Below are 14616 nucleotides of genomic sequence, written 5' to 3'. Positions count from 1 at the left end.
CTTGGCTCGGTCCGTTCGTCACAAGCAGACGTACTCAAAGCCCGAGAATGCGTCACGACCGGCGGCCTCCGTCACCCTCCAGTTGAGAAACATCCTCCCCGATCTCCTGCCGCAGCTGCGGCCCCTTGGCGAGGCGCCTGCCAAGCGCGCGGGTGTAGGCTGTGTAGCGCTCGGAGAGCTTGGCGCGGGCGGCCTGGGCGGCCGGCTCGGGCAGCGCGGGGGTGGTGGCGAGCCAGAAGCGGATGAAGGTGGCGAAAGCCTCGGTCGAGATGCCGAGGTCACGCTCCAGCCGCGAGAGACGGCGATCGATCTGGCCGAGGCGCCGGGCAAGAGCGGCCTCCTGGCGCTCGGCGCTGTCGGGCGACAGGAAGGAGGCGATTGCGGCCTGGGCGATCAGGGACATGGACTGGTCGCGCTGGGCGGCGTAGTGGGCCAGCAGGTCCATGATGTCGGGCTCGAGATAGACGGAGATCTGCGCTTTCTTCGTGCGGCCTGCCATGGCGATCACAGCTCCATGCCGTCATTGGGATTGAGGCTGACCTGTCGGGCGACGCCTTGCATGAGGCCGGTCATGCGCCGGTTTCGGGTGGCGACGTCCTCCATCTCGTCGTCGCGATCCAGATCGAACTCGAACTCATTCTCGATGAGCTGGCTTTTCTCGACCGGCTTCATGCGGCTGAGCTCGGGCTGATGCCGGTGCTCCGACCCGGTCGGGTCATCGTCTCGACCTTTGTCCGCGGTGCTCCCGCCTGTGCCCTCCTGCGGTCTGGGCAACGGCAGCGCGGTCCAGTCATCGTGTTGGACGGTCGGGCCACGAGTGGGCGTTGGAGGCGGCAGGACCCGGTCCCGGAGGCGCGCGTCCTCGTAGTAGCGAGCCTTCCTCGCCCGGATCGGCGGGGTGCCGGCGACCATGACGATCTCGTCCGTGGGCGGCAGCTGCATGACCTCGCCGGGGGTGAGCAACGGGCGTGCGGTCTCGGAACGCGACACCATGAGATGACCCAGCCAGGGTGAGAGCCGGTGCCCGGCATAGTTTTTCATCGCCTTCATCTCAGTGGCGGTGCCGAGCGCATCGGATACCCGCTTGGCGGTGCGCTCGTCGTTGGTCGCGAAGCTCACGCGGACATGGCAATTGTCGAGGATGGAGTTGTTCGGGCCATAGGCTTTCTCGATCTGGTTCAGCGACTGTGCAATGAGGAAGGCTTTCAGGCCATAGCCGGCCATGAAGGCGAGCGCCGATTCAAAGAAGTCGAGCCTGCCCAGCGCCGGGAACTCGTCCAGCATGAGCAGCAGTCGGTGCCGTCCGGCCTTTGCCTGCAGGTCCTCGGTGAGGCGCCGGCCGATCTGGTTGAGGAGGAGGCGGATCAGCGGCTTGGTGCGATTGATGTCGGAAGGTGGCACCACGAGGTAGAGCGTTGTCGGGGCCTTACCGCCGACGATATCGGCGATGCGCCAGTCGCAGCGCCGCGTCACCTCGGCAATCACCGGATCACGGTAGAGGCCGAGAAAGGACATTGCGGTGGAGAGCACACCGGATCGCTCATTGTCGGATTTGTTCAGGAGTTCGCGGGCGGCGCTGGCGATGACGGGGTGCGGGCCGGCCTCGCCCAGATGGGCGGTTTTCATCATGGCATCGAGCGTGGTCTCGATAGGCCGCTTCGGATCGGAGAGAAAAGCGGCGACGCCGGCGAGCGTCTTGTCCGTCTCGGCATAGAGAACGTGGAGGATGGCGCCGACGAGCAGCGCGGGGCTGGTCTTCTCCCAGTGGTTTCACTTTTCCAGCGAGCCTTCGGGGTCCACCAGGATGTCGGCGATGTTCTGGACGTCACGCACCTCCCATTTGCCGCGACGCACCTCAAGCAGCGGATTATAGGCGGCGGACTTTGCATTGGTCGGGTCGAACAGGAGCACGCGTCCATGCCGGGCGCGGAAGCCGGCGGTGAGCTGCCAGTTCTCGCCCTTGCCGCAGAAGACGTGGCGCCGGACCGCGGCGGGATGACATAAACCATGCTTCGGCACTGCTTTGTGGCAGAATCATTGGCGTGATCGAAGCTCTCGATTTGCCCCAGGATTTGGCCGCAGCCCACGCGATAATCCTCGCGGATCGGGAGGCGCGGCTGGCCTTGGAGCGGGTGCAGGCGGGGGAGCGCCTGCTCATCGAGAAGCTCCGCCTGGAGATCGCTCGGCTCCGTCGACAGGCCTTCGGCAACTCCTCCAAATGGGGGCGCAAGCTCAAGCAACTGGGCATAGAGGCAGTCATCGAGCGGAAGCAGCGTATGGCGCCGGAAGACGACGATGATGGCTTCCTCCTCCACTGACAAGACCCTCGACTTCGGCTCTCTCGGGCCGGTCGGTAGATCGGCGACTGAGGCCAGTCTCTTCCACTTCGCGACCGTCTTCTGGCTGATACCGTAGCGCTTCGCCAGAGCCGTCAGGCTCTCTTTACTATGTTGTATCGCCGACGGAGCGCCGCTGTCGTCGTGGCGCTCCCGTGACGAACCTGGCCCATAGCGCATCCTTCCAACTCTGCGAAACGACTGCACCATCAAAATCCGGGATCAAACACCTAGGAGCCTGTCCGAGTAAGGGCCTCGACGGGGCGACTTGGAGATGATTCACTTGGCTCATGGCCAAGGTGTTTCGCTCCTGGGATGTGGATCAGGGCTGGCTTCTGCCGCCCTCGCTGCACGAGTTCGTGCCGGCCGGGCACGTGGCTCCCTTCATCCGTGACACGGTGCGGGAGGCGCTGGACCTCTCGGCCATTCTCGACACCTACACCGAGGAGCGCGGCTACCCGCCCTATCATCCCGGCATGATGGTGGCGCTGCTCCTCTACGGCTACAGCCGGGGTGTGTATTCCTCGCGCCAGCTCGCCCGCGCCTGCGAGGAACGGGTCGACGTGATGGCGGTGACCGGCCTGAACCGACCCGATTTCCGCACCATCGCCGACTTTCGCAAGCGCCACCTCGCGGCCTTGTCGGACCTGTTCGTGCAGGTGCTGCGGCTGTGCCGGACCGCCGGCCTGGTCCAGTTCGCCCACGTGGCGGTGGACGGGACCAAGCTGAAGGCCAACGCCTCGCGCCATAAGGCGATGAGCTATGGGCGGATGAAGACGAGCGAGCCGGCGTTGGCGGCTGAGGTCGACGCCTGGCTGGAGCGGGCGCGCGTGGCCGATGCGGACGAGGAGCGGGCTCATGGCGTGGACCGGCGCGGCGACGAGACGCCGGCCTGGCTGGCCGACAAGCAGCGGCGGCTGGAGATGATCCGCGCCGCCAAGGCCGCGCTGGAAGCCGAGGCCGCCGATCCGCCCGATCCTGATGACGAGAACGGGCCGGGGGCCTCGTCGGGCATGCGCTGGCAGGGGCGGCCGCTCCGCGGCGAGGACGGCGGCCCGCCCGAGCGGGCGCAGCGCAACTTCACCGACCCGGACAGCCGGATCCTTCCCACGCGCGACGGGTTCGTGCAGGGCTACAACGGCCAGATCGCGGTCGATGCCGCGCATCAGGTGATCGTGGCGCATCGCCTCGTGACGAACTCAGCCGACACCCGTGCCCTCGTGCCGCTCGTCGACGGGGTGCACGCCCATCTCGGGCGCAAGCCGCGGGAGGTCTCGGGTGATGCCGGCTTTGCCAGCGAGGCGAACCTGGCTGCGCTGGAGGCACGGGGGATTGCAGGCTACCTCGCTCCGGGCCGCGCGCGTCACGGCGCGGCGGATGCGTCCGGCCGGCGGCGGCTGGCGAAGATGTCCCTGATGAGCGCGATGGCGGCTCGGCTGAAGCGGGCCGGCCGGCGGAGCCGCTACCGGCTCAGAAAACAGGTGGTCGAGCCGGTGTTCGGGCAGATGAAGCAGGCCAGAGGCTTCCGCCAGTTCCTGCTGCGTGGCCTCGATCAGGTTCGAGGCGAGTGGGCAATGATCTGCACCGCCCACAACCTCCTGAAGCTCGCTCACGCCGCGCCCTGAGCCCGAAACGTCCTCAACTTCCGCGTGCCGCGCGCCCTCAATCCGGCCACTCCAACTCCTTACTCGGACAGGCTCCTAGGCTTGACCGCGGAGCCTGTCAGGGTACGTACGTTCATTTGCATCCGGACGCATTGCGGGCATCGGATGAACATTTGCCTTTAGGCCGGAAGCGGCCAACGGAAGGTCGGTCAACGCATGCCGAGACGTTCAACGCAGGGACGGCGCATCGTCGTACAAGGTGAGGGAGAGACCAAGCAGCGCATCCTGATAGCGGCTGCGGGCCTGTTCAGCCGCGCGTCGTATGATGCGGTGAGCTTCCGCGACATCGCCGCCAAAGTTGAAGTCGACGTGGCCTACGTCCATCGCTGCTTCGGCTCGAAGGAAAACCTGTTCCGCGATGTCCTGGAGCTCGGCAGTCGGCTGGCCGGTGGCTTTCCTGCCGGGGCGCGGGAGGTCAGCCTCAACATGCTGGCCGCCGCGACCGAAAGCACCCATCGATCGGGAAACATCGAGCCGTTGTCGATCCTCGTCCAATCCGCCTCGAGCCAGACGGCGGCTCCCCTAATCGGGGAACGGATGCAGAAGGATTGGATCGAACCTCTCTCAACCATGGGAGCGGACGATGCGGAGTTTCGGGCGGCTGTGGCGATGTCCCTGATTATGGGCTTTAGTTTATGCCGGAATCTCCTTCGGATTCCGGCGACGGCCTCCGTGTCAGGAGAGCAGGCACGCGCTATTCTTGTCGAGGCCATCGAAAGCATATTGACCCCGCCGGCAGGAAATAGCTCTGATGACGAGCCTGGCTCGATCAGGATCCGACGCTATCCCTTCTCACGGCCTCGCAGGCGTGCCCGACAGAAGTGACGCCGGCCATGTCGCGGGTGGCATCGGCATCGGCCGTACACGGTGCGGCGACAGCGGCGATGCCTAGCTCCGCACACGCGCGCAGGATGCGCAGGGCGGCCTCTCAGCTGCTGGCATCAGGATGGCCCGCCCATCGTCGGCCTCGGGACTTCGTCGCCTCAGCGTAGTTACTCGATGACCAGCAGCAGCTCCCCATACTCAACCGGCTGACCATTCTCGACGAGGACGCGCGTGACGGTGCCCGACCTGTGTGCGGCGATGGCATTCAACGTCTTCATCGTCTCGACAATCAGGACCGTTTGCCCTTCCACCACAGCGGTACCCACCTCAACGAACGGCAAGGCATCGGGCACGGAGCCGCGATAGGCCGTACCGACAGTGGGGGAGAAAAGGGCACCGCGTCCCTGCACCAGATCCTTCGTCGAGCCGGCACCTCGCGTCGCCGATAGGTCAGCCATCGGAGGTGGAAGCCGTCGCGGCTGACCGGCGCCGACCGGCGGTGCGTCGGCAGTTCGTGCGACCCGGATGCGGATCTCGTCGTTCTGCACCTCGATCTCCGACAGATCGCTGCCGGAAAGAAGGCTCGCGAGTTCCCGGACCAAGGAGATGCTGAGCTGGGGTGTCCTCATCTTCATGGTCAAGCTTCTCGAGTGTAGACGTCCACATGCAGGCATGATCAGGGATGGTGCCGCCGATGCTGTCGCCAACGGAGATCTGAAGAGGCATCGGGTGAACCCAAGGGAGCGGCCGGGACCTGCCCCCCTTGATCGGGATTCGGCGTTCAGCGGGCCGTGTAGCCGCCGTCGATGGGCAACGCGACGCCGGTTACGAACGAGGCATCGTCTGAAGCCAACCACAATGCGGCGTGAGCCACCTCTTCCGCCTTGCAGAGCCGTCCAAGGGGGACCGACGACAGCATCTTCCGTTCGTTTGCCTCGACCTCTGCGAGATCCCCGGACGCAGACATGAAACCCGCCTTCATCGGCGTCTCGGCTAATCCGGGGCAAACAACGTTCACCCTGACGCCGTCGACGGCGAAACGCTGTGCGAGGGATTTCGTGAGTCCGACGACAGCAAACTTCGATGCCGAGTAGACGGGACTGAACATCGAGCCGACCAAACCGGCGGTTGAAGCAGTGAAGACAATCGCCCCGCCTCCACGCTTGCGCATATGTTTGATGGCCTCACCCGCGGTCAGGGTTGCTGATGTCACGTTGAGCGAGATGGTCCGCTCATAGGCGGCAAGATCGAGGTTCTCGACTCCCGACGGGCCCGGAATGCCCGCATGGGCCCACAGGATGTCGATGCCACCCAGCAGTTCCGCCGACTTCGCAATTGAACCGGACATCTCGTTGGGTACGGAGAGGTCCGCTTGCACGGTCTGGATGGCATAACCGGACCGCTCCACATCGGCCGCCAGCTTGGCCAGACCATCCGCATTGACGTCGACCGCCACGACCCGCGCCCCTTCGCGGAGGAAGAGTTCGACACCAGCACGTCCCATGCCCGAGGCGGCGGCGGTTATGACGGCAAGCTTATCCTTCAAACGCATAGGAACGTCCTCGGTCGGGAGTGTTTCGGAGTGCACGGCGCGTTCGAGAAAGTCGGGCGCGCTGACGCGCCCTCCCCTTTCCCGCCTATCTGGGCACCAGCGGGCACTCGCTTTGATCGAGAGGCTTGAACGCCCGCTCAGGAGGAATGACGTCGAGGATCTTGTAATAGTCCCAGGGCCCCTTCGACTCCGATGGCTTCTTCACCTCCACCAGCATCATGCGATGAACGGCTCTTCCGTCTTGGCGAACCCACGTCCTTCCGAACAGCGGATCCTGAAACTCGCCTTCGTCACGCATGGCCTTGACGACTGCTGCCCCGTCCTTCGCCGAGCCGACCTTGGCGACCGCACGCAGATAGGACAGGGTGGACGAATAGGCTCCCGCTTGAGCCATCGTGGGATAACGACCGTTGTTCCGCTCGGCGAAACGCTTGCTGAACTGTCGGGTGCTGTCGTCAAAATCCCAATAGAATGCATCCGAGAACTGGAGGCCCTGCGCCGCCTTCAGGCCCAGAGAGTGGATGTCCGAGAGGAAGATCAACATTGCGGCCAGCTTCTGCCCGCCTTCCACGATACCGAATTCCGAGGATTGCTTGATCGCATTGATCAGGTCTCCGCCAGCATTCGCGAGCATGATGACCTTCGCCCCGGATGATTGGGCACGCAGAATGTAGGATGACAGATCCTTGGTATCCAGCGGGTGACGAATGGAGCCCAACACCTTGCCGCCGGCTTTCGTAACGACGGCGGCGGCATCACTTTCCAGGGCGTAGCCGATGGCATAGTCGACGGTCAAAAAAAACCAGGTTGTGCCGCCAGCCTTGGTGATGGTCCCAGCGGTTGCGTGCGCAAGTGACCAGCTATCATACGTCCAATGGACCGTATTCGGCGTGCAGGCCTTTCCCGTCAGTTCCGACGTACCTGACGTTGTGAAGAGCGCGACCTTGTTTTTGTCCCTCACCAGGGGCGCGATGGCGAGCGAAACCGAACTCGTGGGCAGGTCAACGAGAACGTCGACGCCTTCGGCATCAAGCCACTGCCGCGCGATGCTGCTGGATACGTCCGGTTTGTTCTGAGCGTCGGCTGATATGACTTCGATCTTGAGCGCGCTACCGCCGGTATTGCGCTGAAAATCATCGATGGCCATCCGGGTCGCATCAAGAGAGCCTTTGCCGCCGATGTCGGAATAGAGCCCCGACATATCGGCAAGTACGCCGATCTTCACCGGCACCTGCGCGGCTGCCGCATCGTTGACTACTGTCACCAGCAGCCACACAAGGGCGATTTTGCTCCATTTTTTCTTGTCCATTCCCACTCCCCATGTAGATGCTGAACGTCGGTGCAGGGGTGGAGAGGGCCGCTGCAGATCGCAACGGGACACCCCATCATGTGGGGGGCTCGCCTGCACCATCACCGCGCATTGGCCGCGCTCACGCTTGTGACTTGATAGCCCATTGCGCGCCCAACCCATCGTTAATGAGCAAGAACACACATATATGCGCGAATCCGGATGAGGCCCGAAGAGGCAGGTCCGCTGTTGCGGCCTAAAGCACCGCGCAGTCTTCTTTCCGCTTGGATGGGCCGACGGAGGCCTCCCGCTCCAATGCCTCGCGAAATGCGGGAGCTGCCAGCTCTACCATCCTGCGTTGGCGCTGCCGGATGGACAGACCTCTCAGGTCCGCGATGCCATGCTCCGTCACGATCAGGCCGACATCCGCCCGAGGTGTGCTGACAGGGCCATCCAAGCGCGCCACAATCCGGCTGACCGCCCCGCCATTCGCCGTGGAAGGCAACACGATAATCGGCAACCCTTTGGGCGCTAGCGCCGCGCCCCGCAGAAAGTCCATGGCGCCACCGACGGCGCCGACATATCGGCCCGCGACGGCCTCGGCGTTCACTTGTCCGGTCAGATCGACCTCGATTGCCGAATTGATGGCGGTGAACCTCTCGATGCCTGCCAGCACATTCAATGAATGCGTGTAGACCGTGGACCGAAGCTCGATCTCCGGATTCCGGCTTGCTAGGTTCATGAGCCCTGCCCCACCGGCAAGCAGCCCGGCGATGGATACCCCTGCTGCGTCCCGCTTGCGCGCGTTGGTCACCGCCCCTCGCTGGATGAGATATCCCAGACCATCGGAGATCAGGCCGGAATGGATGCCGAGATCCCGCCGCCCGGAGAGTTCACGCGCCACGCGGTCCGGAAGCGTGCCCAATCCGACCTGAAGGACGGCACCATCCTCGACATATCCCGCCACGCGCGAGGCAATCGCCGCCTCGACCTCACCGGGCGGCGGATTTCTGGCATGGGGCAAAGGGCGATCGGTGTGGATGAGGACGTCGATCTCGTCCGCATGGATACGGATGTCACATCTTGTCTGCGGCGCCTGCGCGTTGACTTCGGCAATGATCAGGCGTGCCAGAGGGATCAGCGGCGCCAGATACTCGCAGGCGACGGAAAGCCCGTAACCGCCGTCGGCGGCGGCGGAGAGCTGCAGCATGAGCACGTCCACACTGCGCCCGAGGAAATCGGCGAGTGTGGAATAATGCACGGGCAGGACATCCAACTTGCCGGCCGCCGCCAACTTCCGGTTCGCCCCGGCGGCGCAGTAGGAGATGAACCGGACATGGTCCGTATGTTCCACATCGACCGTATCGGCCCAGCTCATTCCCACGAAAGCCCGGAAGCCCCCGATGGATGCCCGTTGGGCCATCAGCGCACGCGTGAGGGCCAGGGGCTCCGCAGGCCCCTGCCCCCAGCACACCAGGCTGCCCGGCCGAATGAGCGAAGCGAATTCGAGCCGATCAAGCTCAAATATCCGTGCCATCTCGCCGCTCTTCAGTGTTCAGGCGCGTTCGAAGACGGCGGCCATGCCTTGGCCGCCACCGACGCACATGGTCTCCAGGCCATATCGCGCGCCCCGCCGCTTCATCTCGTGAAGCAAGGTCGTCATGATGCGCACGCCGCTGGCCCCGATGGGATGCCCGAGGGAAATGCCGGACCCGTTGACGTTCAGGCGGTCCGTGTCCTCGAAGCCCCAGTTCCTCAGCACCGCCAGAACCTGGGCCGCGAAGGCCTCGTTGACCTCGATGAGATCCATGTCCGCCAGCGAAAGGCCAGCCTTTCGAAGCACGCGCGCGCTGGCAGGCACCGGGCCAATGCCCATGGCCGCCGGCTCGCATCCGGCAGCGGCCCACCCCACGAGAAAGCCGATCGGCTGAAGGCCGAGCTTCTCGACAAGATCCTCGGCAACCACAAGGCAGGCAGAGGCCGCATCATTCTGCTGGCTGGCATTGCCGGCAGTGACCGTGCCGCCGGCAATCACCGGGCGCAGCTTGGCGAGGGTCTCGAAGCTCGCATCCGGGCGCACGCCCTCGTCCTTTGCGAAGACGACCGGCTCGCCACGCCGCTGAGGCACCTCGACCGGAATGACCTCCTCGGTGAAGCGGCCTTCCTCCCAGGCGGCGGAAGCCCTTCGGTGACTCTCAACGGCAAGGCGGTCGGCCTCCTCCCGGGTGATGGCGTAGGCCTTGGCCAGATTTTCCGCTGTCTCGACCATGCCGGAGATATGTCCGAACCGCCAAACCGGCTGTGACCGCTCGCGGCCGCGATCCAGGCGATCATGCAAACCTGGGGATCCCGACCGCGTGCCCCACCGGACCCCAGTCGTGTAATGCTCCACGTTGCTCATGCTCTCAACGCCGCCGGCGAGAACGACGTCGGCCGCCCCGCTCGTGACCATCATGGCAGCGGTCGCGATCGCCTGTAGCCCGCCGCCACACCGCCGGTCGAGCTGCATGCCCGGAACCTCGATCGGCAGGCCCGCATTGAGCGCGACCCAACGGCCGACACAGGGTGTCTCGGCATTGGCATAGGACTGAGCAAAGACCGCATCCTCGATCAACGCGGGATCAATTCCCGTGCGCTCGAGAATGGCCTTCACCACCACGGTTCCGAGCACCTCCACGGGTACGCTTCGCAGCGCGCCGCCGAACAGCCCAACAGGGGTACGGACGGGGCAGACGATGGCCGCACGTCTCTGTGTCATCAGGTATCTCCTTTGATCGCCAACATGGAGGAAGCGCCATCAGCTTGCCGCCCAACGGTCGGCCCCTTCGCATCCAGGGCATGCCGAGCTTCACGCGCCGCGCGCGGCGCGATCCCGCTCAGCTCCGGTTGAACCGGGCGGCTCGCTTCTCGACGAAGGCGGACATGCCTTCACGGCCATCCTCCGCGCCGAAGGCTTCCACCAGAAGCTCCGCCTCGATCTCGAGACCCGCGGCGAGCGATGTCTCACTCGCAGCCGCAACGGCCTTGCGGGCATTCAGGATCGCCCCCGCACTGAACTCCGTGAACTGCTGGGCATAGCGGACGCCGACCTCACGCGAATCGGCCCCCTGCTCGATCGCATTAACGAGCCCGATGCGCTCGGCTTCCTCGGTGTGGATCATGCGCCCAGAAAGAATGATCTCGAGTGCGCGCGCTGGCCCGACGATGCGGGGCAGCCTTTGGGTGCCGCCGTATCCGGGAATAAGGCCGAGCTTGATTTCCGGCAGTCCAATTTTGATGTCGCCGAAGGCCACACGAAAGGTGCAGGCCAGCGCCAGTTCCAGCCCTCCCCCCAGCGTGAACCCCTGAAGGACTGCGATGGACGGGATGGCGAGCGTATCCAGCTTGGCGAACGTGCCCTGCCCAAACGCCACCGCCCGCCGCATCTCCTCCGGGCTGCGCCGCTGGATTTCCTTGATGTCCGCACCCGCGCAGAACGCCTTGCGTCCTTCGCCGACGAAGACGACGGCGCGCGCCCGTGACCGCGCAACCTCGTCGATTGCATCGCCGATCTGACTGATCAGCTCTTCATTCAGGGCGTTCAGCGCCTCGACACGGTCAAGGGTCACTACGGCAACCGCGTCCTCGTAGGATATTCTGACGCTCATTAACGCATCTTCCGATTGATGGCTTCACCGTCCGAGCCCGCTCTGCGGATCACGACCGGGATCGAACGGGGGCGCGCTCCAGGCCGCTCTTGGCCAAACAGGTCATTCGACGAGCATCCTTGCGGCTGCAATCGTCAACGCGTCTAGCTCTCGTCCGGGGGGCGACGATGGCTACGCCTAGCATGGCTTTCCCGTCTCTGATCGGCTCCGGCGAAAACGCCACATATGCGCTGAATAGCCGGGCGCCGTGGTTCACCGACCGGGTCTTAGCTAAGCAATTTCGACACCTCCGGATTGCTGCCGCTCCCCATCGGAACGGGCGGCACCGAGAATCTGGATCGCCGGCACGCCGGCGTGGTTGGGAGGCTTGCCGTGGACGCTTGGTTGGACGAGGACCAGTTGCTGGTTCAGGAACTGGTGAGGCGTGTGGCGCGGGAACGCGTGGCCAGTCGGGCCCAGGAGATCGATCTGACGGCCGAATACCCGCACGATATGTTCGAGTTGATCAAGGAGCTCGGCCTCTTCACCCTGCCCTTCCCACCCGAGTACGGCGGAAGCGGAAGCATGCTTTCCGCCTGCGTGGCGGTCGAAGAACTCGGGCGCATTTGCTACAATACAGCCTACTTGCTCGTGGTGCAGTGGGTTCCCATCGGCGCGATACTTGCCGGCGGCACGCCCGAGCAGAAGCAGAAATATCTTCCGGGCCTGGCTTCAGGCGACCTGCGCTCCGCACTCTCGCTCACCGAGCCCCAAAGTGGTTCGGACCTCGCAGGTATCCGCACCCGCGCCCGCCGTGAAGGTGATGGGTGGCGGCTCAACGGTTCCAAGATCTGGTGCACCAACGCCGGCATGGCGGATTTCGTCCTCGTGGCCGCACGCACCGGCGAGGACGACCAGCGGGGCAAGATCAACCTCTTCATCGTCGAAAAGGGCACGCCGGGGTTCGAGGTCGGCAAGAAGGAAGAGAAGATCGGCGCCCGTGGCATTCCCTCCCACGCCCTATTCTTCGACAACGTCTATCTTCCCGCAGATTCGATCCTCGGGGATGAGCAGACCGGCTTCCGGGTGGCGATGGCGGCCCTGAACGATTCCCGACCCATCATCGGCGCGCGCGGCGTCGGTCTCGCGCAGGGGGCCATCGACCACACGGTGGAATTCATCAAGTCCCGGCGGGCGTTCGGCCAAGCCATCTCCGATTTCCAAGGCGTGCGCTGGATGATCGCGGACATGGAAATCCAGACCCGCGCCGCCCGCAACCTCGTCTACGAGGCCGCCAAGGGCGTGGACTTGGGGCTCAAGGGACAGGCGCAAGCCCATCTCTCCGCCGTCTCCAAATGCCATGCGACCGATACAGCGATGAAAGTCGCGACGGATGCGGTTCAGCTGTTCGGTGCTGCCGGCGTGTCGAATGAATACCCGATCAACCGTTACTTCCGCGACGCCAAGGTGCTCCAGATCATCGAGGGCACCAATCAGATCCAACGCAACATCATCGCCCGCAACATCCTGGGCTGATCGCACACCCGCATTTCCAAAGGAGAGGAAACATGCAAACCCTGGGCCTTGGCCTCTTTTTCGAGGACCTCACGATCGGTCGCAGCTTCAAGACGATCGGGCGCACCATCACCGAGACCGACATCATCAACTTCGTGACCTGCACCGGCATGACCGAGGTGCTGTTCACCAACCACGAGTTCCAGGCCCACGAGTCCGATATCAAGGGCCGGGTCGCGCCGGGAGCGCTGGTGTTTACCTTCATGGAAGGTCTCCTGACCCAGTCCTCGATGCAGCACACCGGCTTCGCCTTCCTGGAGATGGACCTGCATATCAAGGGCCCCACGATTGCCGGCGACACCATTTATGTCGAGGTGGAGGTCATTGAGGCCCGTCGCTCGGCCAGTCGCCCGAACCGCGGCATCGTCCGCACCCGAAACGTGGTCAAGAACCAGCGCGGCGATGTGGTAATGGTCTACACGCCGGTTCGCATGGTGAAGGCGCGCACGAACGGTGCTGAGCAGGCCGCGTGATGGGGCGCCTGCCACTTTCCAACGTCAGGGTGCTCGACCTGTCGCGCATCCTGGCCGGCCCCTGGGCAGCGCAATATCTCGCCGACCTGGGGGCGGAGGTGATCAAGGTCGAGCGGGCCGGCAGGGGGGACGATGCCCGCCTTTATGGCCCGCCCTATCTGCACGACGAGGATGGGAAACCGACCAGCGAGAATTTCTTCCACCTCAGCTGCAACCGCGGCAAGCTTTCCATCACCGCCGACATCTCGAAACCCGAGGGGCAGGAGATCATCCGCACCATCGCCCGGGATTGCGACGTGCTGTTGGAAAACTACAAGGTGGGAGACCTCGCCAGATACGGCCTCGACTACGCCTCGATGCGGGAGGTCAACCCCCGCCTCATTTATTGCTCGGTCACGGGCTTCGGGCAAACCGGGCCCTACGCCAAGCGACCGGGCTACGATGCGATCTTCCAGGGCATGAGTGGCCTGATGAGCGTCACCGGAATTCCTGATGGGGAACCCGGGGGCGGTCCCATGAAAATGGGGCCCTCTATCGCCGATATCGTCACCGGGCTGAACGCTGTCATCGGTATCCTCGCCGCGCTGCATGATCGCGACAGCAACGGCGGGACCGGTCAGCACGTGGATCTGTCGCTGTTCGAGTCCATGGTGGCGGCACTGTCCCACTACGTCCAGATCTACCTCACGTCAGGCGTCCCCCCATTCAGACGGGGGACCCAGGGAAATGGAGGCGTTCCCTCGCAAATGTTCCGCTGCCAGGACGGTGCCATCATGCTCACGTGCGGCAACGACATGCAGTATAATCGCATGTGCCGTGCGATCGGACATCCTGAGAAGGCGACAGATCCCCGTTTCAGCAATGGTCTGGAGCGTATTGCCAACCGTGTGGCGCTCTCTGCCGAGCTTGAGGCGATCCTCATGGAGAAGCCGGTATCGCATTGGCTCCCGATCCTGGAGGAGGCTGGTGTACCGTCCGGCCCGATCTATAATTTCGAACAGGTCTTTTCCGATCCGCACATCGTCGAGCGCGGCCTGAAGATCGAGGTTGATCATCCCTACAACGGCCGCACGCCGCTGGTGGGCAGTCCGCTCCACTTCTCGGAGACGCCGATAGATCGCTATGGTGCGCCGCCCCTCATGGGCCAACACACGGACGAGATTCTAGATCGTTACGGCTACGATAAAACCGCGCGGGGCACCTTGCGCGCGAAGGGCGTCATCTAGCCGACGGGAGATCCGACCCCAACTCGTGGCGTGTCGTGATACACGCCACGC

Annotated in this window: 13 protein-coding genes and 2 pseudogenes; 6 read left to right on the top strand and 9 right to left on the bottom strand. The window is 64.2% G+C overall.

What is annotated here, in order from left to right; genetic code table 11:
* Window positions 1–52 precede the first annotated feature (52 nt).
* Window positions 53–499 carry a CopG family transcriptional regulator gene (locus DFO45_RS01895; protein ID WP_133863538.1) on the bottom strand — a complete coding sequence of 149 codons (447 nt, stop codon included), beginning with the start codon at window positions 497–499 and terminating at the stop codon, window positions 53–55.
* 5 nt (window positions 500–504) lie between these two features.
* Window positions 505–1962, bottom strand: a pseudogene (gene traG, locus DFO45_RS01890) (IncP-type conjugal transfer protein TraG); the annotation flags it as partial.
* 80 nt (window positions 1963–2042) lie between these two features.
* On the opposite strand from traG, the gene DFO45_RS01885 reads away from it, so the two are divergent.
* Window positions 2043–2318, top strand: a complete 276-nt coding sequence (locus DFO45_RS01885; protein WP_245517947.1) for a hypothetical protein — start codon at window positions 2043–2045, stop codon at window positions 2316–2318.
* On the opposite strand, the pseudogene DFO45_RS01880 reads toward DFO45_RS01885, so the two are convergent.
* Window positions 2244–2509 (bottom strand): annotated as a pseudogene (locus tag DFO45_RS01880) (IS481 family transposase); the annotation flags it as partial. The gene DFO45_RS01885 and the pseudogene DFO45_RS01880 sit on opposite strands and share 75 nt — an antisense overlap.
* Before the next feature lie 117 nt (window positions 2510–2626).
* On the opposite strand from DFO45_RS01880, the gene DFO45_RS01875 reads away from it, so the two are divergent.
* Window positions 2627–3961, top strand: a complete 1335-nt coding sequence (locus DFO45_RS01875; RefSeq protein ID WP_133863537.1) for an IS1182 family transposase — start codon at window positions 2627–2629, stop codon at window positions 3959–3961.
* A 195-nt stretch (window positions 3962–4156) separates the two neighbouring features.
* Window positions 4157–4825 carry a TetR/AcrR family transcriptional regulator gene (locus DFO45_RS01870; RefSeq protein WP_133863536.1) on the top strand — a complete coding sequence of 223 codons (669 nt, stop codon included), beginning with the start codon at window positions 4157–4159 and terminating at the stop codon, window positions 4823–4825.
* Window positions 4826–4992: 167 nt separating this feature from the next.
* Here the strand turns inward: DFO45_RS01870 and DFO45_RS01865 are convergent, their stop codons facing one another.
* From DFO45_RS01865 to DFO45_RS01840, 6 genes are all read right to left on the bottom strand, one after another.
* Complete coding sequence (locus DFO45_RS01865; protein WP_133863535.1) at window positions 4993–5460, bottom strand: biotin/lipoyl-containing protein; 468 nt, start codon at window positions 5458–5460, stop codon at window positions 4993–4995.
* 146 nt (window positions 5461–5606) lie between these two features.
* Window positions 5607–6377: an SDR family oxidoreductase gene (locus DFO45_RS01860; protein ID WP_133863534.1), complete on the bottom strand. Its 771-nt coding sequence runs from the start codon at window positions 6375–6377 to the stop codon at window positions 5607–5609.
* An 85-nt stretch (window positions 6378–6462) separates the two neighbouring features.
* Complete coding sequence (locus tag DFO45_RS01855) at window positions 6463–7686, bottom strand: ABC transporter substrate-binding protein (protein WP_133863533.1); 1224 nt, start codon at window positions 7684–7686, stop codon at window positions 6463–6465.
* Between the two features lie 235 nt (window positions 7687–7921).
* Complete coding sequence (locus DFO45_RS01850) at window positions 7922–9202, bottom strand: acetyl-CoA hydrolase/transferase C-terminal domain-containing protein (protein ID WP_133863532.1); 1281 nt, start codon at window positions 9200–9202, stop codon at window positions 7922–7924.
* Between the two features lie 18 nt (window positions 9203–9220).
* Window positions 9221–10423, bottom strand: a complete 1203-nt coding sequence (locus DFO45_RS01845; protein ID WP_133863531.1) for an acetyl-CoA C-acetyltransferase — start codon at window positions 10421–10423, stop codon at window positions 9221–9223.
* A gap of 118 nt (window positions 10424–10541) precedes the next feature.
* The gene (locus DFO45_RS01840; protein ID WP_133863530.1) at window positions 10542–11312 is read right to left on the bottom strand and encodes an enoyl-CoA hydratase-related protein; all 771 of its coding nucleotides are present in this window, start codon (window positions 11310–11312) and stop codon (window positions 10542–10544) included.
* 384 nt (window positions 11313–11696) lie between these two features.
* Here DFO45_RS01840 and DFO45_RS01835 point away from each other — a divergent pair, with 384 nt between their 5' ends.
* The 3 genes from DFO45_RS01835 to DFO45_RS01825 are packed head-to-tail and all read left to right on the top strand — an operon-like array spanning window position 11697 to window position 14565.
* Window positions 11697–12827: an acyl-CoA dehydrogenase family protein gene (locus DFO45_RS01835; protein WP_245517924.1), complete on the top strand. Its 1131-nt coding sequence runs from the start codon at window positions 11697–11699 to the stop codon at window positions 12825–12827.
* A gap of 32 nt (window positions 12828–12859) precedes the next feature.
* Window positions 12860–13339: a MaoC family dehydratase N-terminal domain-containing protein gene (locus tag DFO45_RS01830; RefSeq protein WP_133863528.1), complete on the top strand. Its 480-nt coding sequence runs from the start codon at window positions 12860–12862 to the stop codon at window positions 13337–13339.
* Complete coding sequence (locus DFO45_RS01825) at window positions 13339–14565, top strand: CoA transferase (protein WP_133863838.1); 1227 nt, start codon at window positions 13339–13341, stop codon at window positions 14563–14565. Before DFO45_RS01830 ends, DFO45_RS01825 begins: the two co-directional genes overlap by 1 nt.
* Window positions 14566–14616 lie beyond the last annotated feature (51 nt).

This window comes from Azorhizobium sp. AG788 (assembly GCF_004364705.1).
Classification (GTDB): Bacteria; Pseudomonadota; Alphaproteobacteria; order Rhizobiales; family Xanthobacteraceae; genus Azorhizobium; species Azorhizobium caulinodans.
The sequence above is the reverse complement of the archived record's forward strand: the minus strand, read 5'-3'. Positions and strand labels throughout refer to the sequence as shown.

Bases quoted from the DNA above. Each gene is read 5' to 3' on its own strand.
- DFO45_RS01895 (WP_133863538.1), bottom strand. From the start codon at position 499: ATGGCAGGCCGCACGAAGAAAGCGCAGATCTCCGTCTATCTCGAGCCC.
- DFO45_RS01875 (WP_133863537.1), top strand. From the start codon at position 2,627: ATGGCCAAGGTGTTTCGCTCCTGGGATGTGGATCAGGGCTGGCTTCTG.
- DFO45_RS01870 (WP_133863536.1), top strand. From the start codon at position 4,157: ATGCCGAGACGTTCAACGCAGGGACGGCGCATCGTCGTACAAGGTGAG.
- DFO45_RS01865 (WP_133863535.1), bottom strand. From the start codon at position 5,460: ATGAAGATGAGGACACCCCAGCTCAGCATCTCCTTGGTCCGGGAACTC.
- DFO45_RS01860 (WP_133863534.1), bottom strand. From the start codon at position 6,377: ATGCGTTTGAAGGATAAGCTTGCCGTCATAACCGCCGCCGCCTCGGGC.
- DFO45_RS01855 (WP_133863533.1), bottom strand. From the start codon at position 7,686: ATGGACAAGAAAAAATGGAGCAAAATCGCCCTTGTGTGGCTGCTGGTG.
- DFO45_RS01850 (WP_133863532.1), bottom strand. From the start codon at position 9,202: ATGGCACGGATATTTGAGCTTGATCGGCTCGAATTCGCTTCGCTCATT.
- DFO45_RS01845 (WP_133863531.1), bottom strand. From the start codon at position 10,423: ATGACACAGAGACGTGCGGCCATCGTCTGCCCCGTCCGTACCCCTGTT.
- DFO45_RS01840 (WP_133863530.1), bottom strand. From the start codon at position 11,312: ATGAGCGTCAGAATATCCTACGAGGACGCGGTTGCCGTAGTGACCCTT.
- DFO45_RS01830 (WP_133863528.1), top strand. From the start codon at position 12,860: ATGCAAACCCTGGGCCTTGGCCTCTTTTTCGAGGACCTCACGATCGGT.
- DFO45_RS01825 (WP_133863838.1), top strand. From the start codon at position 13,339: ATGGGGCGCCTGCCACTTTCCAACGTCAGGGTGCTCGACCTGTCGCGC.